The organism is Rothia sp. HMSC058E10 (assembly GCF_001809415.1).
Classification (GTDB): Bacteria; Actinomycetota; Actinomycetes; order Actinomycetales; family Micrococcaceae; genus Rothia; species Rothia dentocariosa.
Genome location: NZ_KV797613.1, coordinates 19,620 through 44,837, shown reverse-complemented (window position 1 = coordinate 44,837; position 25,218 = coordinate 19,620). Strand labels below are relative to the sequence as shown.

Below are 25,218 nucleotides of genomic sequence, written 5' to 3'. Positions count from 1 at the left end.
ATGCAGCACACTGTATTCGGGTGCAGTATTTCACATTAAGAATACCTGTGTGCTCTTCCGGGCAGACATAAAAAGTATGCTTGCCCACATTATTCTACCCTTACCAGGCAAAAATCTCGCCCGCTAGACCCTAAACATAACTAACACGTAACGGATAGTAGTCCTGCCAGGCATGCTCGACAATATTCCGGAACCGTTCGGGGTTTGGAAGGTGCATAAGCTGGTGCCGAAATCCTCCTGCATAATCAACATGGAAAGATCCGTACCCCATCCAAGCGCCCAGGCTACTCTGCGAAACCCAACGATTTCCCATGCCGTCAAGCAGCAAGGATATGTCAGCCTTACGGCGCATCAGGCCCTTAATAATCATGATGCGATGCGTGGTGATAGCGTACCGTGTGACAGACCAGCGCCATATCTTACGAAGAGCCACCAGAGCGGTAACCACAGCTACCACACTGCCCGCCCAGAAGAGCAGCCCCGATGATCGTGCGGTCGAGGCAAAACTTGCTGAGGTAAAGGCCACCAGCAGGTAGACAAAGGCTCCCACAAGAGCGCCGGGATGAGCCCTCGTTAGGACAATGGTCTGTTCGCCGGGGTAGAGTTTGCCACGCAGTTTCATGCTTATGCCTTTGCAGAAGTATTAGGGGTTATCTCAGACGGTGTTGGCGTTGGAGAATCTTCCTGTCTGAGGGCAGGGTAAAAATTACCGTAGCTTCCATCCGCCGGACGCAAATGTTCAATGTCTCCTACGGAATAGGCCTGCACGGCACCGGTTGTATCACGGATTAGGATGCGCCCTTGAGCATCAAGATCGGTTGCGGCCCCGGTGACGATGCGTCCATCAGGAAGGTGCACCGATACCTCGGCTCCCAGTGTCACCGTGGCGGCACGTGCCTGATCAAGCAGAGACTGTCCGCACAACAAAGTTTTTTGGGGGTCTCCCCCAACACTTACAAACTCACGATAGCGACGGGCAAAAATGGTCAGCATACGGTTCAAAACCACATGGTTATCAACGGGTTCACCGCGTTGGATAAGAGCGCTCGTGGCGGTCGGTACAGGCACCTGGTCTTCACGCATATTCAGGTTCTGCCCAATCCCCACGACAATACTCATCTGCCCTTTCTCCTCCGGTACTTGAGCCGGTTCGCTCAGAAGCAGGGCGAGAATACCGCATGCCTTACGACCTTGAATGACCAGATCATTGGGCCATTTCAAGGCGGCATCAAGCCCCAACTCACGCCAGACATCAAGCACGCTTAGCCCGGCAAGCATAGTCAGCCAATGGTAGCTTGTAATCGGCAGCTGCTGCCCAACACCAGCATGAGGGCGCACCACAATGCTGGTGGCTAAGCAAGTACCTGCAGGAGCTGTCCACGCGCGGTCCATACGTCCTTTTCCGGCAGTCATATAAAGGGTGGTAAAAACCGACAGTTCCCCCAATTCGGTACGTTCGCACGGTTCCCCGCGTGTAAGGCGCCGAACAATTTCGGTGTTCGTCGTATCGACAACATCGTAAACGCGCACGAAGCTGTACCCTGCCTCACGTGCTTCGGGAAGAATACGGGACGGATCAAGGATTGCAGGCCTCTGGTCTGGTAGCGACATATGTACCATCATAGTGGCTCGGAGCCTTGTACACTCTGTACTTCGTGATGCTGAGCTCTCATACGGGTGTGAGATAGTAGAGTAACTGGGGTCTACGCCCTGCGCGTACCCTTGGAGACAGATAACCACCGGTAAATACCACAGGAAAGGAACCAGCCATGGCATACTATGTCATTTCTTACGTCTACGGAGACCCAGCCCTTCAGGATGCACATCGTCCGGCGCACCGTGAATACCTCTCTACACGCGTTCAGGAAGGTACGATCGTAGTTTCCGGTCCGCTTCTGAAAGACTCGGTGTCCGTAGGTGCTCTCCTAATCGCTCAAGTTGATTCTTTTGATGCCGCCGAGACCATCGTCAAGAACGACCCCATGAAAATTGGCGGTGCCGTCGAGTCCTACACTATCGGCGAGTGGAACCCGGTTCTGGGCAGCATCCGCTAGTTTTACCCCTCAGCACCGTTTTCGACCCGCCGCTTTGTGCCCTCACCAGGCAACGAACCGGCGGGTTTATCCCGATGGAGCATAGGAATCTGAGGCAACACATATGACGAAAATACGCGGGTACCTGGCACCATGACCGCCCCGCACACTATAGTTGATAGGGTAGCTTTTCTAGCCTGAGAAAACCTACTATCCGTATCGACACCGCACGTCATAAAAACCCTCTACGCATGATGCGTGCCGCACGAATCGAGGAATACATGTCTGAGAACGCTCAGGAATACGACTTGAGTACGACCGCCGGTAAACTCGCCGATTTTTATGCTCGTCGCGAGCAGACCCTTACCCCCGGCGGGCAGGCCGCTATAGATAAACAGCATGCACGCGGTAAGAATACGGCACGCGAGCGCATCGATATGATTCTCGATGAGGGTTCTTTTGTAGAGTTTGATGCCTTAGCTCGCCACCGTACCACGGCTTTCGGTATGGACAAGAAAAAACCCCTCGGTGACGGCTTAGTTTCGGGCTACGGCACCATTGATGGGCGTCTTGTCGCTATCTATTCTCAAGATTTTACGGTGTACGGGGGTTCGCTCTCGCAGGTGAACGGCGAGAAGATCGTGAAGGTGCAGAAGTTTGCCCTCAAGAATGGCTGCCCGGTGATCGGCATTAACGATGGCGGCGGGGCTCGCATCCAGGAGGGGGTGGCCTCTCTGGCGCTGTTTGCCGATATTTTTCGGATGAATGTGCGTTCTTCGGGTGTTATTCCACAGATTTCAATTATTATGGGCCCCTGCGCAGGTGGTGCCGCATACTCCCCCGCGCTCACTGATTTTATTGTGATGGTCGATAAGACCTCGCATATGTTTATCACCGGTCCGGACGTTATTAAGGCGGTCACCGGTGAGCAGGTTGACATGGAAACCTTGGGCGGCGCCCGTCAGCATAATGCAATGACTGGCACGAGTGCCTACCTTGCCGAAGATGAAGAAGACGCTTTCGATTTCGTGCGGGAGCTTTTGGAATTCTTGCCCTCCAATAACCTGTCAGAGTCGCTGCCGTTGGATCATGACCAGGAGTTTGAGGTCGTGGTGGATGATCTGGATCTTGATACTCTCATCCCCGATTCTGCGAATCAGCCTTATGATATGCGCGATGTGATCGAGTCCGTGGTTGATGATGGGCATTTCTTTGAGCTTCAGGCGTTATTTGCCCCGAATGTCATGATTGGTTATGCCCGTGTGGAGGGTCGCACGGTGGGTATTGTGGCAAATCAACCTACGCAGTTTGCGGGATGTCTCGATATTGCCGCCGCTGAGAAGGCGGCGCGTTTTGTGCGTAATTGCGATGCTTTCAATATTCCGATTTTGACGTTTGTGGACGTTCCCGGATTCTTGCCGGGTACGGATCAGGAGTTCAACGGTATTATTCGCCGCGGTGCTAAACTGCTCTACGCCTATGCGGAGGCGACTGTACCGCTCATTACAATCATTACCCGCAAGGCTTTTGGTGGCGCATATATTGCGATGGGGTCAAAAACGCTGGGAGCCGATATTAACATGGCGTGGCCTACCGCCCAGGTGGGTGTGCTTAATGGTCAGGGTGCGGTCAATATTCTTTATCGTCGTGATCTTGCCGCGGCTGCGGAGGCTGGCGAAGATATTGAGGAACGCCGTTCTGAGCTGATTGAGCAGTATGAGGAAGAGATTCTGAACCCGTACCAGGCCGCCGAGTTGGGGTATGTGGATGAGGTTATCGCTCCGCATGAGACCCGTGTGCGTATTATCTCTTCTCTTCGCGCGCTACATGATAAACGTGCCGCTATGCCAGCGAAGAAGCATGGGAATATTCCGCTGTAGTTCTTGACCGCTCTTAGTTCACGTTGTGATGCAGTACTGACCGGAGTTCGAACCAAGATACTGCATTATCGGTTATTTATTGTCAGGAGGCGCCTGTGGCAGGCTACAATCCGCTGAATTATTTCTCTTTCGGGAAGAAGAAGGATGCTCCTACGACTCCCAAAGAGTCCGCTGATCAGGTTTTACCGCAGAACGGCGCTTCGGAGGCTGCCCCGCATGCTGATACCGTGGATCCTGCGGATATTCAGGATGATTCACAATCTTCCGAGCAGCCTCTGCTGCGTGTTATCAAGGGTAATCCGACGGTTGAGGAGATTGCCGCACTCACCGTATTGGTAGCTTCATATCAGAGTTCGCAGACTCAGCAGGAGCACAATTCGATTCTGACGGCGGCTTCTCGTTTGCTTAACCGGCGTCAGCGGCTGGGGGCTTCGCTGCGTCCCGGTCCGGGATCGTGGCGTAGGGCTCGCCCGATGTAACCTTGCCTTCGCTGCGGCAAAATATCGAGTCTCGTGCGCTATAACGTACGAGGCTCGATGTATATAAAGAGAAATATGTATCGCTTCTCTGGAAGATATTTAGATGCCCTATATACTAGGTATATATAGCGAACCACACTAAAATGCCCGAAAGGTGGTTCAGATATGTCTAAAGAATACAAAAATTATGCTGTGCCGCTTGAGGCCGTTGAGATTCTTTTTCTGCCGGCTCTGCGGCGGCTTAGCCGTGCAGTCCCCCGCACCGTGGCGGATATATCGCAGTCCCTCTCTGAACAAACACACGCTTTAGGCACCAAAGAAGAACTTCAGGATCTCAAATCCGATGCTTTTATGCACCAGGTCAAGGCTACGCTCCAGGCGATGGCTCGCTTGGGCTATGTGCTGGTCGTTCCCAAAACCACAACCTCAAAAACTCGCTATCTGCTCAGCGATTCCGGTGCCGACATTCTAACGGCGCAGATTCGGCGCCGCGGCAGCGTCATTCCCCAAAGCGCTCGATATGAGCTCCAAAAACTTTTTACTCCGCTTTATGCAAGCGCTCCTAAGGATCCAGACAAACTGGATTCCCACGATACCCCAGCCCAAGATAAACACGAACATAGTTCGTATACCCCGATGACCACCCCGTTGAGTCCCGGTGCGTCTTTGCGGGATGCGCATCCCGATCTTATTTTGGCTCAGGCGGCATATGCGGCAGATTTTGCCGGTGATCTTATCGAACGTATTTATGCTGTTTCACCAACATATTTTGAATATATTGTGGCAGATGTCTTTAATTCTTTAGGGACTTTTCATGCAGCAGTTATAGGCGGCCCTAACGATCACGGGATTGATGTTCTTGTACATTATCCTAAAGAACTTTGTTTTCCGCCTATCTATGTTCAAGCAAAACATTATTGTGGATCATCAAAAGTAACCCTCAGCGATATTCAAAAATTTGCTGGAGCAGTTCTTTTACACAATGGGTTACAGGGTGTTTTTGTTACCTGTGGAGAATTTGCTGCGCAGGTTCCGCAACAAATGGAAGCTCTTCCCGGGGGCAACCGCATTGCTCTGGTTGACCGTGACCGTTTAGTTTCACTGATGATTCGGCACCGTGTGGGGGTCATTCATGCTCCGGGAGAATGCACCTACAGAATTGATGAAGAGTACTTCTCCCGCGGGATTCCGCAGGATTCTCATGGGTGATACCTTCGAAGGACAGCAGAATCCTGTATAAATAGACCGCAAAGCTGGATCAGCAGTTCTGCGCGCCTTCCTGCCATAATTCATCCTTTTGGATGAATACACTTATTCCTTTTTCCCGTTTATACTAGTAGAACAGTAAATATAGATATCAACAGGGGTACTTGTGACCATCGTAAATACGAACATGCTTCGGCATGAGAAAACACCGGTAGATAACATTCTTAAAGCGCTTTCCTGGGATGATATTCCAGAGGAGTACCGCGATGATTGCCGTGATATTGCGGTTCGAGCGGCATTAGCGCTTTTACGCCAATTTGAACGAGCACATGAGCACGGACAGAAACTGCTTTTTCCCGAACTTTACACTCCAGTTGGGGTTGAAATAGGTTTCACCATGACCCAGCGCTATATTGCGGTGGGTAAATCCGTGTTATTTCGTGATGCGATTGACAAAATTATTGTCGCATTCGTAAATCATGATTATCTTGATGTATCGCTCAGTAATCTGCATCCGGGAAATTTGCTCTATTCTTTGAGCGAACGTGGGCTTGATTTTCTTCAGCGCTCTGAGGACGAACAGCGTGAAATTCTAGAGGATCTTTTCTATCCCATTATTGGCACGCATTTGTTCTATATGCAGGATTACTATCCGCGACTGCTGGCTCAAATTAATGTGCGCAATATTGCTCCTATTGCCCTATCGGTTATTCCGCTGCATCTGAGCGTTACAGAGAGTAAACTTCGTGAGCTTGTGATGCGCGAATGTGGCTTTGTGCAGGGATGGTACGGTCTCACCCAACTGGAACAGCAGCTTTTTGAGACATCATGCGCCGAATCTGTGCGTGGACTTCTTGATGCAGGCTACCTGCGCCCCAAGGAACACCACGATAAGATCGCATATGCGCTCACGACCGAGGGTAAGAATCTGCGGTACAGTTTCCCGCACGGGGTGCCCGCCCAGGCACTCAGCGATATTTTCGATGATGCTCCCGTATCCTTGCTCACGGTGGATCAGCTTAAACACCATGAGAAACTTCTCATTCGTATGGGGCACGTCATCATGGATGCGGTACTCGCCAAAGGCGAGAACGCGAAGCTGCCCCTGGCCGATGTGGATCGTGCTATTGCCCAGGATGCTGAGATTCAGCAGCTTGCAGACGAAGACTCTCCTGAGTATTTTCAAGGACGCGAACATGTTTATGATGTACTGTTGGCGCACCGTTACCTCGAAGAGGGAGATGAAGACGAGCAAGAGGTCTTCATGGTGGGATCTGCCTACGTCGATGCTCTTAGTAGCATAGAGGACGGCTCGATTGACGAGTTGATGCGCCACGCGTTCCTCGATCCCGCGGCGGCGGAGCAGATTCCGCATCCGCATCATATGCTTTTCGACATTCTGACCTTGGTGCGTGACAACCCGGATATCAATTTCTACGACCTGTTCGCGAAGGTTGAGGACACGCTGGATTTGCCGTATCTGCAGGCTCGTTTAGCGCCGCATCGCTCCAATACGACTCCTCGCGTGCGCAACCGGTACGCGGTTGCGGTTCAGGTTTTGAAGCAGGAAGGCTATCTGCAGGTTCACGGTGGACAGAGCGGTAGGCTTTCTCGCAAGGATCCCGAACGGTACACACTCACGCAGAGCGCCATAGAACTTTTGGATCGCTTCCCCAACGGTATTCCGGAGACTGTTGCCGCGCGTATCGTACCGCTTCAGAAGCAGGCACTTCGGCACAAACTTCCCGAGGATATTGCGGCTGCGCTCAATACTGGCCGTAAACCATATGAGAAGCGAGAGCATTCTCAGGATTCCTATTCCTACCAGAATTCGCGCGGGCATTACGGGTCGGGTCCTCGCTCGGGCTATGGTGCCCCCGTTCAGGCGACCCCGCAGAACATTGCCCAGGCGCAGGGTGGTTCGGGTATTTCTTCGGCAGCTTACGCTTCTGCACAGTCTTTCACCCAGCCTGCCCCCGCCTACCAGACACCTGCGCCGGTACCGTCTCAGACACCCGGTGTAGAGCAATCGTCGGATGCTCTCAGCGCCGTCGAAGCCGCAAGGAATGCCGTGCAGGATGCGCAGAGGCGCTACCGCGATGTTTTCAAACGTGCTCTCCTTCAGCCCCAGCTGCAGGCTGTGACGAAGGACCGTTTCACCGATATTGCGGCAGACTTGTTCTCGGTACGAGGATATACGGCTGAACGTGCGGATGCTTCACAGGGTGTTCAGGTTATTGCTTACCCCTCTGGTGGGCAACGCGACCGCGCATTCTATGTGCGGGCTCAGCGTTCAGCCGACGGTGCGGTCAGCGTACAGGATATTACCAACCTGTACCTCTCTCTAGAGCAATTGGGTGGTCAACTGGGTGCGTTTATCACGGATGGAACTTTCGGTGATGATGCATACGATGAGTACATTCGATGCTCCACCAAGTACCCGCATATTCTGGTGGATCTTATCGCGGGCGACGAGCTCATGAACCGTCTAATTGCCCATCGTTTGGGTATTCGTGACGGTCGGGTGCCCGGGACGATAGAGCTCGATGACGCGTATTTCAGCGGTTCTGACTCCGCTGCATCGTAATTATCTTAAGTACCCTTCACGCGACGGTGGCTGATAATCTCAGGATTGCTCAGCCGCCGTCGCGGCGTATGCGGCGCACGCAAGTTTCGGCGCTTCACGTACTGGACATACAGCGCAATAATGCCGTGCTGTATGCCACGCTACGTTAGTATGAAAAGTATGAGCATTCACCACGAAATTCCGGAGATTTACCGCGTCAAGCGAGTGCTGACCGACGTCGATCACATCGCCAACGAATTCTACGAAGCGGTTCTAGATTTAGATCCCGTCATTGCAACGGAGCAGGGGCGCACGGGTGTCGCGACTCAGTTTCGCGACTATTCCCCCGCCGGGGAGGAAGCCTATATCCAGTTAGTGCGCGCGACCCTCAAGAAACTTGATCAGGTCATTCCCATAGACGATGTTGATCTTGTGACTCTTGATGCGCTGCAGGAGCGCCTGGGGCTTAGTCTTGAGAGCCACCGTGCGGGGCTGGGCGGCTGGCAGTTAAATAACATTGTTTCGGTTCCTCAAGAGATTCGCGGCGGGTTCGATCTGATGGCGCGAAATACCGAGCAGGATTGGGCTAATATTGCCGGGCGTCTGTTCAACGTTCCGCAGGCGATCACCGGGTTTGTTCAGACTCTGCATACGGCCCGGGTTGCAGGCCATGTCTCGCCGCGTCGACAGATAGAGATTGTTATCGAGCAGATCGCTGCGTATATCGCCGAGGGCGGTTTCTTCGATGAGCTTGCCGCCGAGATTACTCAGGCGGTACCGGATCTTGCCGAGCAGGCGCGGCGGGGTGCTAAAGCGGCAAAAGATGGGTACGCCACGCTCAAGACGTACTTGCACGAGGTGCTGCTCCCGGCAGCTCCCCAGCAGGATGCGGTCGGCCGCAAACTCTATGCCCTGCACTCTCGGGCATCCTTGGGGGCTTCTGTCGATCTTGATGAAACCTATGCCTGGGGTGTGCAGGAGCTTGACCGTATTATCGCTCAGCAGCGGCAGGTTGCAGAGGAGATCGAGCCCGGAGCATCGATTGAACGCGCAAAAGAGATCCTGGATGCCGACCCGTCACGCACTCTGCACGGAACCGATGCGCTCCGCGAGTGGATGCAGTCGCTCTCGGACCGCGCGGTGCACGAGCTCGCAGGTACCCAGTTTGATCTTGACGGCCCAATGCTGCGTCTGGAATGCCGCATCGCCCCTACCCATGAGGGCGGCATTTATTACACCGGCCCCTCCCCCGATTTTTCGCGCCCTGGGCGCATGTGGTGGTCTGTTCCAAAGGGCGACGATACATTTGGCACATGGCGCGAGACTTCGACGGTGTACCACGAAGGCGTTCCGGGGCATCATCTGCAAACGGCTATTGCGCTGGTCATGAGTGAGAGCATGAATAAATGGCGTTCGCAGCTGATCTGGGTTTCCGGGCATGGTGAAGGCTGGGCGCTCTACGCTGAGCGTCTGATGGAAGAATTCGGGTTCTTGACCGATCCTGGAGACCGTATGGGCATGTTGGATGGTCAGCGGATGCGCGCCGCCCGCGTGGTTTTCGACATTGGCGTGCACTGTGAGCTTCCGATCCCCGATGCTTGGGCTGAACCGCTGGGGGTTGAACCAGGTACCTTGTGGACTCCTGAGCTGGGGTACGAGTTCTTGAAACTCAATCTAGAGGGTACCGAGAGCGTTATCCGTTTTGAGTTCTTGCGGTATCTAGGGTGGCCCGGGCAGGCGCCCAGCTATAAGGTGGGTGAACGTTTGTGGCTTCAACTTCGAGACGATGCGCTTCGTGATGGGTTGTCTTTACGTGAGTTCCACACGAAGGCTCTTATGCTCGGTTCGGTAGGGCTCGATACGTTACGCCGCGCCCTCACCGATGAGGTCATGCCCCATAGCGATGATGAGGATGACGACGACGATGATTAAACCCCTGCGCTTTACTGGGGAATAAGGCTAAACCCTAGAGAGCTGGCGCTAAAACCCGTATATTTTGCTGCGTATCGTACATAAACCTATGAATATACAGCAAAGTGTACGGGTTTTAGTGTGGTTAAACGCGGCACATCAGCTAGGGAATAAGGTTCGGTTTGACCTGTACGAGATGCGGGGCGAAACGACATTCGTAGTCGGTGATAGGCCTGTCCGATTCGCGAATGCCCATACCGACCGCCTCGCCATTGACCATCCAGATGCCCAGCATCGGCAGGTTAGTGCGGTTAATAATCCCCGAGTACACCGGCGGGGCAACAAAATCCTGATACACAAATTCGCTTTCAGGTACGTTGATAAAGTGGTCATCGTCCTCATCACGCACAAAGACATCATAATCGGGAGCATTGATCTCAATGCCATCGCCTTCGCGGCCAAATATCGGTTTACGCACCCAGTTCTTCAGACCGCCTCGCATTCCTACATGCGTTTCTAAGAGGTTGGGATGGTTGGGGTATAAATCCCATAGAGCGGCGAGCAAAATCTTATTCGACAGGAACATCTTCCATGCGGGCTCAATCCAACGGTTCATCATATCGTGGTAGGCGAAGAGCAGCTTATCGTAACCGCTTTCGCTATCGGTCACCATATCTTCCCAGGGATAAAGCTTGAAAAGGTTCTCGATGCGTTCTCCCTCAGGGTCTTTCCAGATTTTTAGGGTCTCATCGAAAATAACCTCGTCGATACGGATAAGCTTCGTGGTCAGTCCCGCACGATTGGCGGCATGGGCTATAAGCCAGAGGTTGTTATAGTCTTCGTCGTTAACATCGATTTCTTCGGTTACACTCGCTAAGTGCAGTCGTGGTGAACGCCCATGAGAGAGATCGTGCGCAAACATTTGCCGCCAGCGTTCGGTAAAAGCCTCACCAATTTCACCCCAGTGTACGTAACCGCGGGTGTCGAGGCGTTGATCGCTCGCCCAAGTCTTTTGGCTGATAGCGGCCTCAACGATGCCGGTTGGGGTATCGGCGTTGTACTCCAGGAGTTTGAGAGGATCGCCGGGCACCCCGGAGTAGATGAAATCGAAGCGACCATAGAAATCCGGTTCGTGGCGGTTCCACGATTCTTTAGCCAGGTTAAAGGCGGCTTCGGGAAGACCGAGCGTTCCGTAGGCACCAGATGCCATACGCTCAATGGCGTGCAGGCACATTTGATGAACCTCACGCGCCTGATCCCGCAGATTGGTCATTTCTGCGGGTGTAAAAACATAGGCTGCATACTCATTCCAATAGTGCTGCAGATCGTGTGGACCATCGACGCTATAGGTTAGACCTTCGTCAATAATGGTTTGTTCCCAGCCGGGGCGTCCCACCGGAAATTCATCGCGTTTCATATTATCTTTCGTCATAAGACACCGCCGCTGAGTACGATGTGCAGTATAGGAACTTGTAGAGAATTCTCATCTGCGGGGCGTATAGAGCAACCGGCGCAGGTATAGATACGTCGGCCGGGTATTTGTATCCCTTGAGAAAATACGCGGGGCGGGCTATCCGCCGGAGGTACCGCCTCCGGACTTCGAGCCTCCGCCGAAGCCGCCTTTACTCCCGGAGCCGCCACCTTTATTATTCGAGCTGCTTCCACCCTTACCGCCCGAATTATTCCCCGTCAGTCCCGTTCCCTTAGAGGTCGTGGTCTTGCCGCCGCTGCGCGATTCCGTCACCTTGCCCGAGGAATAGGTGGAAGTCTTTTTAGCGCTCTTATAGGAGGATTCAAATCCGCCGCCGCCGCGGGAAAGACCGCTGTATACCGTTCCCGAATTGGGGCGTGTGGTGCTGCCGCCGCTCAGAGATGATCCCACGGCGGGAATGGAGGTAGTACCGGCGCTGCGGCGCCCTAGGTAATACCACAGGAACGCATTGGTTGTACCGGAATGGTGTGTCGTGCCCGAATTACCGGAATTCTGAGTTCCGGAATGAGAATCGCCCGAAGAGCCAGAGCTGGAATCCGAAGAAGTATTCCCAGCCTCTTTCTCTGCCCTCTCACATTGCTCATCCTCAACGCGCAGCCCGGTGTTGGAGTCTTGACAAACCTGAGCGTATTCTTCACCGTCCGCGCTAAAGGCTTCCTCGCTCTGGTGCAAAGAGTTATAGGCGAATATGCCGCCGCTTGCCAAAAGGGCACCGGCGCCGAACACTGCGAGCGCTTTCTTACCGGTACCGCGTGCAGGAGGAGACTTGAGGTCTTGACTGTCCTGTACGTTCTCCGGATGCTCTACGTCTGCGGCATCTGCGGTTTGATGTTCGGCCCCGCTCACGGGTCATTTCTCCTTCACACTATCCTGTCTCGGTGATAACAGGCTCTTTTCAGGATACCAAGCACGCCTCGCACAAAGGCTTTTCTGCGCCGATAAAAATTAGCAATAATACGTGCCTCGGGTCTTTTTCGGTGGCGCTTGCACGGTCACGCTATGTCATACAGTCATAGTTCGTCACACTAATTACCGCTGTTCTCTCTTACGGGTCTACAGTAACGCCATGCCTACTACACATGAAACACCGCAAAAATCTAGATTTCCCAGCTGGGCTACTTCTTTCGGACATCAAATTATAGCTTCCCTTATTCTGGGCATCGCGCTCGGGTACGTTGCACTCGCCCTCGGCGGCGATGCAAAAATTAACCCCAACTGGCTCATGGCCACTCTAGACGCTGTCGGCACGTCCTATGTGACTCTCCTTAAGGCCGCGGTGATCCCGCTGGTGTTTACCGCCGTCGTTGCCTCAATCTCGAATCTCTCGCAGGTGACGAATGCGGCGCGTTTAGCGGTTAAGACTCTTATCTGGTTTGCTATTACAGCATTTTTTGCGGTCTCCATCGGTATCGTACTGGGGCTGCTCGTTCAGCCTGGTGTGGGTGCCGAGGTAAGCACCTCGGGCAGCACCAGCACCCGGGGATCATGGACAGCATTTCTGACCGGGATTATCCCCTCCAATTTCTTAGGGCTTGAGGTCACCACGAAAACCACCGACTCCGGTATAACTTCTTCGGTTTCCTTTAACGTGCTCCAAATGCTCGTGATTTCGGGGGCTATCGGTATTGCGGCTCTGAAGGTGGGCGATGCGGCTAAGCCCTTTATCGATATCGTCAAGAGCGCGCTCGCCATTATTCAGAAGGTGCTGTGGTGGATTATTCGCCTCGCTCCGCTGGGCACGATCGGGCTGATCGGGCATGCCGTCTATGCCTACGGCTGGACATCCATGGGCTCGCTGGTGAAGTTCATTGCGGCACTGTATGCGGGTCTGCTCCTCGTGTTCCTGGTGGTGTATCCCCTGATCGTGAAGCTCAACGGGCTCTCTGTGAAACAGTACTTCTCGGGCGTATGGCCCGCAGTGCAGCTTGGTTTCGTATCACGATCCTCGATGGGCACTATGCCCATGACTGAGGCCGTTACCGAACGTAATCTCGGCGTGCCGCGTGCATACGCATCCTTTGCAGTGCCGCTGGGTTCTACGACCAAAATGGATGGATGCGCCTCCGTCTACCCCGCGCTGGCAGCTATTTTTGTGGCGCAATTCTACGGAGTGCACCTGGATATTTCGCAGTATCTGCTGATTATCCTGGTGTCGGTGTTGGGTTCTGCCGCTACGGCAGGTACAACGGGCGCTATCGTGATGCTCACTCTGACCCTTTCGACTGTGGGCCTTCCTCTTGATGGAGTGGGTCTTCTATTGGCGATTGACCCGATTATTGATATGGGACGTACCGCCTTGAACGTTGCCGGGCAAGCCTTGGTTCCCACGATTGTCTCTAAGCGCGAGGGTATCCTCAGCGCCGAGATCTACAATGCACCGCGCAGCGCTAACGGGTTTGTGCCGCAGGATCTTGTGGAAGCCGCCCAGTCCGAGCTGATTCGTGGCGAGGATACCTCGCCTAGTTCTGCCAAGGTTACCGCTGCGTCCTAGGCGGTTCTTGGCTACGGCATAGGGTATGCAGCGCATCGGTATGGTACGGAGACTATTCTCTCGTATGAAGACCAATCTTGATACTCGTTCTAAAATAAAGATATGACTTCCCAATCTTCTGTTCCATCCGGTGCGTCGCATTCGGCATCAGGCCCCGCACCGCGCCTGATTCTGGCTTCCGCATCACCCGCGCGTAAAAAGCTCCTTGAAGACTCCGGCATTATGTTTGATATTCATGTCTCTGATGTCGATGAGGATGCGGCACTAGCCAGTGCTGCCCAGCGCGCCCGCGAAGAGGGCCGCGCTGACCTAACCCCGGCGGAGGTCTCCGGTATTCTCGCGGAGGCAAAGGCACGCGCGGTTGCTGATTCTCTCGCCGCCCAGGGTGTAGTAAACGCCTTCGTGCTCGGATGCGATTCTGTCTTTGAGTTTGAATCGGTCGCCTACGGCAAACCGCACACCCCTGAGAAAGCACGCGAGCGCATCGCTGCGATGAGTGGTCGAAGCGGGGTGCTCCACACCGGACATTGCCTCATAGATTTACGGGATGGGATCGGTGAGACCAAAGATAAACAGCTTCCCGCCGTTCAGCAGGTACGCAGCGCTACCGTAAACTTTGCGCCGATGAGCGCCGCAGAGGTTGATGCTTATGTTGCCACGGGTGAGCCACTTCATGTAGCGGGTTCCTTTACCCTCGACGGATATGGTGCTGCCTTTATTCAGGGTATCTGCGGGGAATCACATACGGTGATTGGGCTGTCGGTGAATGCACTCAAGGAAATGCTCTCACAATATGGGATATCGATAAGCTTTTTCTGGAAGTCCTCATCAGACTAACGACCGCTAAGCCAAACCCGGTATAAGCATCCTCACTTTTCTTATATTTTTCGCGTCATTCGGCGCTATATATTCGCCATTCTCAGCTTTTCTCGCTATGCTTTCGGCAGGATAAAAAGGAGAGCCTCAGTGACTCACAACCCGGCAAAAGCCATCAAAAACTTTACAGCTGTTCCCGGACACCATACCGGTCCGGTCAGTAAAATTCTTATTGCTAACCGCGGCGAGATCGCGGTACGTATTATTCGCGCAGCCCGTGACGAAGGTTTAGAGACCGTCGCCGTTTATGCAGAACCGGATCGCGATGCCCAGCATGTTAAACTCGCAGACGAGGCTTACGCTCTAGGAGGGGCGACCGCGCCCCAGTCATATCTGGTGATGGACAAGCTCATTGAGGTAGCTATTCGTTCCGGCGCGGATGCGGTGCATCCCGGCTACGGTTTCCTTTCAGAAAACGCCGAATTCGCCCAAAAAGTCATTGATGCCGGGTTAACCTGGATTGGCCCCTCCCCCGAGTCTATTACCCAGTTGGGCGATAAAGTTGCCGCGCGCCATATCGCCCAGAAAGTGGGTGCCCCCTTGGTACCGGGGACCAAGGATCCCGTAGAATCTGCCGATGAAGTGCTCGCCTTTGCCGACGAGCACGGTTTGCCCATCGCGATCAAGGCAGCGTTCGGTGGCGGCGGTCGCGGCATCAAGGTTGTGCGTAACCGCAGCGATATTATCGAGCTCTACGAATCCGCCGTGCGTGAAGCGGTCGCAGCCTACGGTCGCGGAGAATGTTTTATTGAGCGCTTCCTAGATTCCCCGCGCCATATCGAAACTCAGTGCCTGGCCGATGCTCACGGCAATGTGCAAGTCGTTTCGACCCGTGATTGTTCTCTTCAACGCCGTAACCAAAAGCTCGTAGAGGAAGCCCCCGCCCCATACCTTACGGAAGAACAAAGCGACCGGCTCTATGAAGCATCCCGCAAGATTCTGCAGGAAGCCGGATACCAGGGTGCGGGTACCTGCGAGTTCCTGCTTGCCCCGGACGGAGCGATTTCCTTCCTAGAGGTGAACACCCGCTTACAGGTTGAGCACCCGGTTTCCGAGGAAGTGTCGGGTATTGATCTGGTGCGCGAACAGTTCCGCATTGCCCGCGGCGAGAAAATCGATCCGCAGAGCCCCCAGCTGCGCGGTCATTCCTTTGAGTTCCGCATCAACGGCGAAGATGCAGGGCGTTCCTTCATGCCAGCACCGGGTACCATCGAAAAACTTCGTGTTCCTTCCGGCCCCGGTGTGCGCTGGGATTCCGGCTTCGTAGAAGGCGATACTATCAGCGGCAACTTCGACTCGATGCTGGCCAAGCTCATCGTAACTGGTGCTACCCGCGAGCAGGCGATCGAACGCGCTCGCCGAGCCCTAGACGAGCTCACACTCGACGGTCTTCCGACAGTGGTTCCCTTCCACCGCGCAGTTCTGGACGAACCCGATTTCGCCCCCGCTGCAGGAGCAGATTTCAAGGTTCACACCCGGTGGATCGAAACCGATTACAAGAACACCATTTCGCCCTACTCCGGAGCTCCCGGCAGTGTGGATGATGACGATGCCGAACGTCAAACCGTGGTCGTTGAGGTTAATGGTAAGCGTCTTGAGGTTGTTCTACCTGAATTGGGCGGTACTCCTGCCAAGAGCAGTTCAAAGCCCGCATCGAAAACCCGTAAGTCCCGTGCTCGCGGCGGTTCAAATGCGGTCAGCGGAGACGATCTGACAAGCCCCATGCAGGGTACGATCGTGAAGGTCTCCGTTGCCGATGGAGACACAGTCGCCGAAGGCGATCTGATCCTGGTGCTAGAGGCTATGAAGATGGAACAGCCTATCAACGCGCATAAGGCCGGTAAGATTTCCGGGCTGTCCTTGAAGGCGGGCGATACCGTCACCGCAGGTGCCGTTCTAGCCACCATCAAATAGCACCCTATAACCGCCGGATGCGTTCTCTCATACGCATCCGGCGGTTTGTTGTTCGTGTGTTCCTAATTTTTCATCCTCAAACACTGAAATACAGCTGAATGGTCCAGATGATGAATACAGGATGTTGGCACCGCATCGCGAGGCGTAGAATATAAAAGTTGAAAATCTACACTCACAGCATCGAGCGTAGTCGCTACTATCCCTTTTCAGGAGCTGTTCACGATGAGCACACACGCGCCCGACGTTTCCGCCGGGCACAGCACGCAGGTTGAGAATACGACCCCCAAGAGCAGAGTTATTATCGCCTCTCTGGTGGGCACCACCATCGAATTCTACGACTTCTATATTTACGCCACCGCAGCGGTAGCGGTTTTCCCGGTTCTGTTCTTCGCATCCAAAGACCCTACCACTGAGCTGTTAGCTTCCTTCGCATCCTTCGGCGTTGCTTTTATCGCCCGCCCGCTGGGTTCTATCGTTTTCGGTCACTTCGGCGATAAGATCGGTCGTAAAGCAACACTCGTGGGCGCTCTGCTCACTATGGGGTTAGCGACCTTCCTCATTGGCTTGTTGCCCACCTACCATCAGATTGGTCTGTGGGCACCGGCAATGCTAACCATTATGCGTTTCTGCCAGGGTCTAGGCCTGGGTGGCGAATGGTCGGGTGCGGCTCTGCTCGCCAGCGAATATGCCGAAGAAGGCAAGCGCGCACGTTCCGCTATGTGGCCCCAGCTGGGCGCGCCCATTGGCTTCGTTTTTGCTAACGGATTCATGCTGCTCCTAACCAGCTGGATTACCTTCAACTCCGCCACAGACGGTAAGAACCTCGATCACCCCTTCCTGATTTGGGGCTGGCGTGTTCCGTTCTTGCTCTCCATCCTCATGGTTGCCGTGGGTCTGTATGTGCGTTTCAAGCTCGAAGAAACCCCTGTCTTTGCTCAAGCCGTCGAGAACGATGAGAAGGTCAAGACCCCGTTGGTTGAGGCGTTCAAAGTTGCCTGGTGGCCCATGATTCAGGGTACCTTTATCATGGTGGCATGCTACGTGCTGTTCTACCTGATGACTGCATGGATTCTTTCCTACGGTATTGGAAAGGTTAATGCGGGTGGTTTGGGCATCCCCTACCACAAGTTCTTGGAGATTCAGCTCATCTCTATCATTGGTTTTGCGCTCTTTATTCCCCTCTCGGGATGGTTAGCCGACAAATACGGTCGCCGCAAACAGCAGCTGTGGACCACTATCGCTATGGCTGTCTTCGGCGGTAGTTTCACCCTATTTATTGCACCCTCCGTCGTGGGTACCGGAGCACAGGCCAATACCACCGCAGTTACCATCTTCATGTTCATCGGAATGTGCCTGATGGGGCTTTCTTTCGGCTCCATGAGCGCCTACCTACCCGAGCTGTACCCCACTAATGTGCGGTACACCGCCAGCGGTATCGCCTACAATATGGCATCTATTTTGGGGGCCGCTTTGACCCCGTTCGTGGCGGTATGGCTGAATACGAAGTTTGGTGTTGGGGCCGTCGGGTTCTACCTAGCAGGCGCATCCTTGCTGAGTGTTCTCTTCATCCTGCTCACCCATGAAACCCGAGACGTCGATATGAACGCGGTCAACACTAAATAGCCTGAATACTGTAAGCATTTGAGGGGCGTGACTCATATAGAGTCACGCCCCTCAAACCTATATCAAGAGCTATGCAAAAACTAAACACGGGTGTGAAGCTGCCGCGATGCCGTAGAAATCGCCTCGGACAGAGACGGGTATACAGCAAAGGTAGCGGCCAAATCATCCACCGTCAGCTTCTTCTCGATAGCCAGCGCAATAGGATAGATAAGTTCGGATGCACGCGGACCGACCACGACCCCGCCAATCACAGTACCGGAGTGCTTACGGGCAAAAATCTTCACAAAGCCGTCTTGGAACGCCATCATTTTGGCGCGCGGATTCGTAGTCAACGGAAGCATGACAGCCTCGCCTCGGTAAACCCCGGCGGCAAGGTCTTTCTCACTAATACCCACGGTCGCAATCTCCGGGGTGGTGAAAATATTCGCTGCCACTCGGTCGGTGCGAAGCGGATGCACCGTATCGCCCAAAAGATGCGCCATCGCGATGCGCCCCTGCATAGCGGCTACGGAAGCCAACGGGTACACACCCGTGCAGTCTCCAGCAGCGTAAATATGCGGTACTGACGTACGTGAAACAGCATCAACAACCACATATCCCGACTCGTTGGTCTCTACACCAGCGACCTCAAGACCCAGTCCTTCAGTGTTGGGAATAGAACCAATTGCGACCAAGCAATGCGTGCCGGAAACCTTGCGTCCATCGGAGAGAGTCACCACCACACCGTCGTCGGTGCGTTCCACGGCGCTCGCACGCGACCGCGGCATTACCCGAACACCACGGCGCTCAAAGACGTCTTCCAGCACACGCGCGGCGTCTTCATCTTCGCCCGGAAGCACACGATCTCGCGAAGAAATTAGGGTCACCTGGGAGCCAAGCCCGTTATAGGCAGAGGCGAATTCGGCACCGGTAACACCCGAACCGATTACGATGAGTTCGCGAGGTACCTCACGCAGATTATAGAGCTGCGTCCAGGTGAGAATCCGTTCCCCATCAGGCTGCCCGGTCGCCATCTCACGTGGGTGCGTCCCGACCGACAGCAGAATAAAGTCTGCATGCAGGTCATATTCCAGCCCGGTATTATCAGTAACCGCGACGGTGTGCGAGCCGGTAAGCTTACCGGTGCCACTGATAATTTTGACCCCGGCGGAGGCAAGGGCCCGTTTAATATCGGCGGATTGTTGATGCGCTAGATCCAAAACACGGCCATTCACCCGGTTCATATCTACTTGCAGCTGCGGTGCGTTGCCCTTGGTATTTTCGATCCCCAATCGCCCAGCATCAGAGAAACGAGTCATCATATCTGCAGTAGCGATAAGCGTTTTCGAAGGTACCACATCGGTTAGGACTGCGGAGCCGCCTAGAGCATTACGTTCGATGATTGTTACATCAGCATTCGATGATGCTGCCACAAGCGCGGCCTCATAGCCGCCGGGCCCAGCGCCTAGTATCACGATTCGTTGGGATGCATAGTTCACTGTTGAAGTCACACTTTCATTGTGTGCTATCACACTGAAATACTCAACCGAAACCGCCGTCGTCTCTAGGATATTAAATGCCGATTTTTGGTGCCGAGTAGGTACCGTGATGCCTGCAGGAGCGACAGAGTCGTCGAGAACGCTACGGATACATCTTGATGCCTACGAGAGTCTTATATTTGCCGGGTAACGTCATGAACCATATTTTGAAGTTGCGCTGCGTCATAAGTGTGCATTCGTGCGGGTAAAAACACTATACTTGAGAAAGGATTTCTCGGTTTACAAATGTTTATAGGGCACTGAAACCGGGGTGAAGCACACACATCATCGACCCAATGCAGGTCGCTACAGATGAAGGAAAATTATGGCTAAAACGACGAAACCTCCCGCCTACTCCGGGCAGGGCAGGCATCTTGAGAACGCAGTGTTGTTCATCGGCTGCTTCGTATTTTTGCTTCTATCCCTCTACTTGCTGGGCACCTACCCCGAAGGCGGTCCGGTTCTGTATGCCGGTTCCCTCGTTGCGTTTGGAATTTTCTTTGGTGTTGTGTTCCATCTGCTGCCCTCGAAGACAACCCGTAAGATTACGGATCAGAATAAGGTACAAAAGTAACTGAAGTACCCCATTTTATAGTTTTTCTTATCTGCCGGACGGTATCACAGTCTATAAGAAATGTGACACCGTCCGGCAATCTGTTGCTCCCACGCTATTCCTTGCTGCCAAACCTTACCGGTCCGCTCGTGCCAAATTCTCCGCTGCGAACCTTAGCTCGATGGGCTGTATAAAACAAGAGGGCAGGTGTACCGCAAGCAACCGCGATCAGCAGGTACGCCACTACAACGAAGTACACCGTTAACCCGTATGTGCCGAAAAAGACCCAAGCAATCGTGCCTAAGGTGACAATGCCTAGCGCCGCCCATCCCACGATACTCAGCAGAAGTCGCACCCAGCCTTTCGGGGTGCGCGGGGTAGGTGCCGATGGCATCATGACTCCTCCAATGCTTTCGGGTCTGCCGAGTAGATAGAGTTAATGAACTTCGAGCACCATTCCAACATAGGACCGTCAATAAGGTCCACGCCACCGACCGGCAGAGTCTTAGGACGCGGAACCAGCGTCAGCCACGTGCTCAGACCCTTCGGCTGGGTGTGGGTTGAGCCAGGATACACACGTTTGAGGCGCATCTGCCGTGATTCCGGCAGCGGCTCACCGCTGACCACGCGCAGTTTCGGCCCCAGCGCAGTAATCTCATGGATGCCTGCTTCCCGTGCTTCGCGGCGCAGCACCGCCACCTGAAGCAGATTCTCTACGGGTTCGGGCAGGGCACCGTAACGGTCATGAAGCTCTTCGCGTGCCTCCGCGATCTTCTGATCGGTGTCTGCGGAGGCTATCTGGCGGTATGCCTGCAGGCGTAGACGTTCCGCATCAATATAATCATGCGGAATATGGGCGTTGACGGGAAGATCAACCTTAACCTCGACTTCGGTATTCTCCTGTTCGCCGCGGAAGTTTGCCACGGCTTCTCCCACGAGACGCAGATACAGATCAAAGCCCACACCCGCGATATGCCCGGACTGTTCGCCGCCGAGCAGGTTACCGGCGCCGCGAATTTCAAGGTCTTTCATCGCCAGCTGCAGACCTGCACCCAGCTCGTTATGGGTAGCTACAGCTTTGAGGCGTTCATGCGCGACTTCGCCCAGGCTCTTATCCGTCGGGTACAGGAAGTAGGCATAAGCTCGTTCACGCCCGCGACCCACACGCCCGCGCAGCTGGTGCAGCTGACTCAGCCCGTAATTCTGGGCGTTATCGACAATCAGGGTGTTGGCGTTTGAAATATCCAATCCAGTTTCCACGATGGTTGTACACACCAGAACATCGAAGCGTCGTTCCCAGAAGTCCACGATAATCTGCTCAAGCCGGGATTCGCTCATGCGCCCGTGTGCTGTGGCGATGCGCGCCTCCGGCACGAGCTTACCGATTTCGGCGGCAACAGTATCAATATTCGCCACCCTGTTATGGACGAAGAATACCTGCCCTTCCCGCATAAGTTCGCGTCGAATAGCGGCAGTAATCTGGGCATCGGTACGCGGCCCCACAAAAGTGAGCACGGGATGCCTCTCTTCCGGCGCGGTCGCCAACGTTGAGGTCTCCCGAATACCGGTAAGCGACATTTCAAGTGTGCGCGGAATCGGGGTGGCGCTCATGGCAAGCACATCCACGTTAGTGCGCATCTGCTTGAGCTTTTCCTTATGTTCCACGCCAAAGCGCTGTTCCTCATCAATAACGACGAGTCCAAGATCCTTGAACTTCACGTTTTCCGAGAGGATGCGGTGGGTACCAATCACCACATCTATACTCCCGGAGGCAATATCCTCCACGATAACGCGGGTTTCTTTAGCCTTTTGGAAGCGCGATAGCACCTTAATCTTGATGGGGAATCCCGAGAAACGCTCGGTAAAAGTCTCAAAATGCTGCTGCGCCAGCAGGGTTGTGGGTACGAGTACGGCAACCTGTTTACCATCCTGCACGGCTTTGAAGGCCGCCCGAATAGCGACCTCCGTTTTACCAAAGCCGACGTCCCCGGAGATCAGGCGATCCATGGGGATTTCCTTCTCCATATCCGCCTTAACCTCGTGAATAGCGGTAAGCTGGTCGGGAGTCTCATTATAAGGAAAAGATTCCTCAAGTTCCCGTTGCCAGGGAGTATCTTCTGAGAATGCATGACCGCGCGAAGCTTGCCGCGCCGAGTAGAGTTTCACCAAGTCAGCGGCGATTTCTTTAACTGCTTTACGTGCGCGGTTCTTTGTCTTAGCCCAGTCGCTCCCGCCCATTTTAGAGAGGGTCGGGGTTTCGCTTCCCACATAGTGCGAAATGAGATCCAACTGATCGGAGGGTACAAAGAGGCGGTCAGGGGCTCCCCCGCGTTTTGAAGGCGCATACTCGATCACCAGGTATTCTTTCAAAGGGGTTTCCCCATGTTTTGAGGACACTCCAGCGACTGGACGCGAAGCCATTTCAATGAATTTACCGATACCGTGGCGTTCGTGAACGACATAATCGCCAGGGGTTAGCGCCAGGGGATCGACAGCGTTGCGTCGTTTACGGGGTTTGAGTTTTTTGCCGCTCGCGCCACGTGGCGCGTAGGTGCCGCGCCTGCCCAAAATTTCACCTTCAGTCAAGACAGCAAGGCGCGCCTCAGGAATTAAAAATCCGGCAGAGGCTGGGGTCTCACAAACTTCGACGACTCCGGGCTGTAGAGCGCCTTCCGTTCCCCCGTCGAGGGTTTCCCGACGTATGGCTGGAATTGGATCTTCTCCTGAGATACTCTCGCGGAAAAGTTCGATGAGGCGGTCGGTGGATCCTCGCCCATTGGTAAGCGCCAGTACCGTCCAGCCGTCACGAACCAGCGAACCAACCTCGTGAAGCATTTGTTCTACCGAGCCGGTGAAGGATGCTGGAGCCTGTGCCGCGACCGTCATAGTTGGGATGTCGTCGTCGGGAGCATTGTTGAGAAGATCTACACTATCGACAAGCTCGGTGATTTCCCACCAGGATAGGTTACGGTCCAAAGATTCCTGCTGGGTCGCGGCAATCGTGTGGAACCCGCTGTCGCTGACCCGAAGCTGTCCCAAGTCTATAGGCGCACGCGAGCCCGCATCAGCGGAAGCATCCCAAGCGGCCGCTAAAAACTCCTCATTGGTTGCCACAAGGTCTTCGGCACGGGCACGCACCCGCTCAGGTTCCAGAGAAATAATGAGTGATTCTTCGGGGAGCAGAGACACGAGAGTCTGCATTTTATCGACAAGAAGCGGGGTTAGAGATTCCATGCCTTCGACATAGATACCTCCCGCAATCTTCTCAAGCATGCTTGATGCCGCCGGATAGTCCGTTTTGAGTCGGGCAGCACGTCCCATAACTTCCGGGGTAATAAGAAGCTCACGGCATGGGAGTAAAGTAACGTGCGTTGGGTGGTCTGCTTCTTGCCCTAGAGTGCGCTGGTCTGCCGTTGAGAAGTAACGTATTTCGTCAAGTTCGTCGCCGAAGAATTCCAAGCGAACCGGATGCTGTGCGGTAGGTGCAAAGACGTCGATAATACCGCCTCGAACCGCATATTCACCACGCTTTGCTACGAGATCTACACGCGAGTATGCGGCATCTGTTAGACCTTTAATGACGTCTTTGAAAGAGTATTCTTCACCGCGTACTAGGCTTACCGGTTCCAGGTTCTCAATACCAGCCACGAGGGGCTGAATGACCGCACGTACCGGAGCTATAACAACCTGTGGAGTCGGAGTTTCAAGATGAGTTATAGAGCGCAGAACATTCAGACGTTTTCCCACGGTATCGCTGCGTGGCGAAAGCCGTTCATGCGGCAGAGTTTCCCACGCGGGAAAGCTCTCGATATGGTGATCGGGCAAATATGAGTGCAGGGCATGCGCGGTATCCTCAGCCTGTCGCTCGGTTGGTGTAATAATGAGCGTCAGCGGAGTTTTTCCGGTTCTGGACTGGCGCCGTACTGCAACGGCAAGATCAGCTATAAGGGGTGCCTGTACACCGGCAACGGCGCCAATCAGGGTTTGGACAGGACGTTCCGCAGCGGGAACATCGCAGGCTTCAAGAATATGACGGTAGGAGGGCTGTTCTGTCAGAAGACGGCTCAGTCCAGTTAGTTTCACGGATACTCCTTCTACCGGATGCGGTGGCATTCAAGGCGGCGTCTCCCAATAAGGCGGCGCCTCCCAATAACGCGTGCGCTCTATATTGCCACGTTGATGCGTTTGGGTACCCGTCTATCTTATACCGTAGGGGTATCTCGCTCAGGCTTTTTGTCTATCTCCTCAACTACAGCCGGTGGGGTGGACCTTCACAATAAAATCTATTGTTCGTCGGTTCCTATCTGCTCATATTTTTGAGGATGGCATGCGAAATGCATATTTTTAACTGTTCATGAGAGTGTCCTTAAGGTATATCCCCTTGTAAATCCTGGTTTTAAGGCTGGGGCTAGGAAATTTATAGTAAGGCTTGCCTACCTCCCTTCTCCCTTGTTATCACAGGGAACCCGTTTTCTGGGGGTATATACTATTATTTTTTATTTGATAGGTAAAGTATGTGCCAAGTCTCAGAACGTATATTGAGTGCATATTTATAAATTTAAGAGCTTTAAGTATCTTTCAAGTAGACTCAGTTACCAAAACCCAACCCCCTCAGAAGTTTTATAGGTATTTTATGAGTAAATTTCTATACACGAGAACAACTATCAACTTTGTATC

18 protein-coding genes are annotated in these 25,218 nt (G+C 53.9%); 11 read left to right on the top strand and 7 right to left on the bottom strand.

All coding sequences use genetic code 11. From position 1 onward, the window contains the following. Positions 1 to 130: 130 nt before the first annotated feature. Together HMPREF2609_RS02365 and HMPREF2609_RS02360 are read right to left on the bottom strand one after the other, a co-directional pair. A complete protein-coding gene (locus tag HMPREF2609_RS02365; RefSeq protein WP_070449166.1) occupies positions 131 to 622 on the bottom strand; it encodes a PH domain-containing protein in 492 nt (163 codons plus the stop codon). Positions 623 to 624: 2 nt separating this feature from the next. Further along, the gene (locus HMPREF2609_RS02360) at positions 625 to 1,611 is read right to left on the bottom strand and encodes a biotin--[acetyl-CoA-carboxylase] ligase (protein WP_083296676.1); all 987 of its coding nucleotides are present in this window, start codon (positions 1,609 to 1,611) and stop codon (positions 625 to 627) included. A 158-nt stretch (positions 1,612 to 1,769) separates the two neighbouring features. Here HMPREF2609_RS02360 and HMPREF2609_RS02355 point away from each other — a divergent pair, with 158 nt between their 5' ends. From HMPREF2609_RS02355 to HMPREF2609_RS02330, 6 genes are all read left to right on the top strand, one after another. Continuing rightward, complete coding sequence (locus tag HMPREF2609_RS02355; RefSeq protein ID WP_004006185.1) at positions 1,770 to 2,054, top strand: YciI family protein; 285 nt, start codon at positions 1,770 to 1,772, stop codon at positions 2,052 to 2,054. A 260-nt stretch (positions 2,055 to 2,314) separates the two neighbouring features. Beyond that, positions 2,315 to 3,913 carry an acyl-CoA carboxylase subunit beta gene (locus HMPREF2609_RS02350; RefSeq protein ID WP_070534864.1) on the top strand — a complete coding sequence of 533 codons (1,599 nt, stop codon included), beginning with the start codon at positions 2,315 to 2,317 and terminating at the stop codon, positions 3,911 to 3,913. A gap of 95 nt (positions 3,914 to 4,008) precedes the next feature. Beyond that, complete coding sequence (locus tag HMPREF2609_RS02345; RefSeq protein WP_070534861.1) at positions 4,009 to 4,392, top strand: acyl-CoA carboxylase subunit epsilon; 384 nt, start codon at positions 4,009 to 4,011, stop codon at positions 4,390 to 4,392. Between the two features lie 165 nt (positions 4,393 to 4,557). Further along, positions 4,558 to 5,601: a restriction endonuclease gene (locus HMPREF2609_RS02340; protein WP_070534859.1), complete on the top strand. Its 1,044-nt coding sequence runs from the start codon at positions 4,558 to 4,560 to the stop codon at positions 5,599 to 5,601. A gap of 163 nt (positions 5,602 to 5,764) precedes the next feature. Continuing rightward, positions 5,765 to 8,185: a restriction endonuclease gene (locus tag HMPREF2609_RS02335; protein ID WP_246825541.1), complete on the top strand. Its 2,421-nt coding sequence runs from the start codon at positions 5,765 to 5,767 to the stop codon at positions 8,183 to 8,185. 159 nt (positions 8,186 to 8,344) lie between these two features. After that, positions 8,345 to 10,096, top strand: coding sequence for a DUF885 domain-containing protein (locus tag HMPREF2609_RS02330; protein WP_070534856.1), 1,752 nt, complete (start codon positions 8,345 to 8,347; stop codon positions 10,094 to 10,096). 142 nt (positions 10,097 to 10,238) lie between these two features. Here HMPREF2609_RS02330 and HMPREF2609_RS02325 read toward each other — a convergent pair whose 3' ends face one another. Further along, positions 10,239 to 11,507 (bottom strand): glutathionylspermidine synthase family protein, encoded by a 1,269-nt coding sequence (locus tag HMPREF2609_RS02325; RefSeq protein ID WP_246825540.1) that lies wholly within the window; start codon positions 11,505 to 11,507, stop codon positions 10,239 to 10,241. Between the two features lie 138 nt (positions 11,508 to 11,645). Further along, a complete protein-coding gene (locus tag HMPREF2609_RS02320) occupies positions 11,646 to 12,413 on the bottom strand; it encodes a hypothetical protein (RefSeq protein ID WP_070534855.1) in 768 nt (255 codons plus the stop codon). A gap of 220 nt (positions 12,414 to 12,633) precedes the next feature. Between HMPREF2609_RS02320 and HMPREF2609_RS02315 the strand changes: the two genes are divergently transcribed. From HMPREF2609_RS02315 to HMPREF2609_RS02300, 4 genes are all read left to right on the top strand, one after another. Beyond that, positions 12,634 to 14,058, top strand: coding sequence for a dicarboxylate/amino acid:cation symporter (locus tag HMPREF2609_RS02315; RefSeq protein ID WP_070534854.1), 1,425 nt, complete (start codon positions 12,634 to 12,636; stop codon positions 14,056 to 14,058). A gap of 102 nt (positions 14,059 to 14,160) precedes the next feature. Further along, positions 14,161 to 14,895: a Maf family protein gene (locus HMPREF2609_RS02310; RefSeq protein ID WP_070534853.1), complete on the top strand. Its 735-nt coding sequence runs from the start codon at positions 14,161 to 14,163 to the stop codon at positions 14,893 to 14,895. 129 nt (positions 14,896 to 15,024) lie between these two features. Then, a complete protein-coding gene (locus HMPREF2609_RS02305) occupies positions 15,025 to 16,848 on the top strand; it encodes an acetyl/propionyl/methylcrotonyl-CoA carboxylase subunit alpha (protein ID WP_048751545.1) in 1,824 nt (607 codons plus the stop codon). Positions 16,849 to 17,070: 222 nt separating this feature from the next. Next, positions 17,071 to 18,471 (top strand): MFS transporter, encoded by a 1,401-nt coding sequence (locus HMPREF2609_RS02300; protein WP_070534849.1) that lies wholly within the window; start codon positions 17,071 to 17,073, stop codon positions 18,469 to 18,471. A gap of 80 nt (positions 18,472 to 18,551) precedes the next feature. Here HMPREF2609_RS02300 and HMPREF2609_RS02295 read toward each other — a convergent pair whose 3' ends face one another. Then, positions 18,552 to 19,961, bottom strand: coding sequence for an NAD(P)H-quinone dehydrogenase (locus HMPREF2609_RS02295; protein WP_070534846.1), 1,410 nt, complete (start codon positions 19,959 to 19,961; stop codon positions 18,552 to 18,554). Positions 19,962 to 20,313: 352 nt separating this feature from the next. Here HMPREF2609_RS02295 and HMPREF2609_RS02290 point away from each other — a divergent pair, with 352 nt between their 5' ends. Next, the gene (locus HMPREF2609_RS02290) at positions 20,314 to 20,562 is read left to right on the top strand and encodes a hypothetical protein (RefSeq protein WP_013398676.1); all 249 of its coding nucleotides are present in this window, start codon (positions 20,314 to 20,316) and stop codon (positions 20,560 to 20,562) included. A 94-nt stretch (positions 20,563 to 20,656) separates the two neighbouring features. On the opposite strand, the gene HMPREF2609_RS02285 is transcribed toward HMPREF2609_RS02290, so the two are convergent. Next, positions 20,657 to 20,935 (bottom strand): amino acid transporter, encoded by a 279-nt coding sequence (locus tag HMPREF2609_RS02285; protein WP_246824132.1) that lies wholly within the window; start codon positions 20,933 to 20,935, stop codon positions 20,657 to 20,659. Next, on the bottom strand, positions 20,935 to 24,624 hold the full coding sequence (gene mfd, locus HMPREF2609_RS02280; RefSeq protein ID WP_210391445.1) for a transcription-repair coupling factor: 3,690 nt from the start codon (positions 24,622 to 24,624) through the stop codon (positions 20,935 to 20,937). The genes HMPREF2609_RS02285 and mfd overlap by 1 nt, the downstream gene beginning before the upstream one ends. Positions 24,625 to 25,218: the final 594 nt, after the last annotated feature.

What these genes read in the sequence shown, in the direction of transcription:
- HMPREF2609_RS02325 (WP_246825540.1), bottom strand. Translation starts at nt 11,507, where the DNA reads ATGACGAAAGATAATATGAAACGCGATGAATTTCCGGTGGGACGCCCC.
- HMPREF2609_RS02365 (WP_070449166.1), bottom strand. Translation starts at nt 622, where the DNA reads ATGAAACTGCGTGGCAAACTCTACCCCGGCGAACAGACCATTGTCCTA.
- HMPREF2609_RS02355 (WP_004006185.1), top strand. Translation starts at nt 1,770, where the DNA reads ATGGCATACTATGTCATTTCTTACGTCTACGGAGACCCAGCCCTTCAG.
- HMPREF2609_RS02310 (WP_070534853.1), top strand. Translation starts at nt 14,161, where the DNA reads ATGACTTCCCAATCTTCTGTTCCATCCGGTGCGTCGCATTCGGCATCA.
- HMPREF2609_RS02285 (WP_246824132.1), bottom strand. Translation starts at nt 20,935, where the DNA reads ATGCCATCGGCACCTACCCCGCGCACCCCGAAAGGCTGGGTGCGACTT.
- HMPREF2609_RS02290 (WP_013398676.1), top strand. Translation starts at nt 20,314, where the DNA reads ATGGCTAAAACGACGAAACCTCCCGCCTACTCCGGGCAGGGCAGGCAT.
- HMPREF2609_RS02340 (WP_070534859.1), top strand. Translation starts at nt 4,558, where the DNA reads ATGTCTAAAGAATACAAAAATTATGCTGTGCCGCTTGAGGCCGTTGAG.
- HMPREF2609_RS02360 (WP_083296676.1), bottom strand. Translation starts at nt 1,611, where the DNA reads ATGTCGCTACCAGACCAGAGGCCTGCAATCCTTGATCCGTCCCGTATT.
- HMPREF2609_RS02300 (WP_070534849.1), top strand. Translation starts at nt 17,071, where the DNA reads ATGAGCACACACGCGCCCGACGTTTCCGCCGGGCACAGCACGCAGGTT.
- HMPREF2609_RS02315 (WP_070534854.1), top strand. Translation starts at nt 12,634, where the DNA reads ATGCCTACTACACATGAAACACCGCAAAAATCTAGATTTCCCAGCTGG.
- HMPREF2609_RS02350 (WP_070534864.1), top strand. Translation starts at nt 2,315, where the DNA reads ATGTCTGAGAACGCTCAGGAATACGACTTGAGTACGACCGCCGGTAAA.
- HMPREF2609_RS02330 (WP_070534856.1), top strand. Translation starts at nt 8,345, where the DNA reads ATGAGCATTCACCACGAAATTCCGGAGATTTACCGCGTCAAGCGAGTG.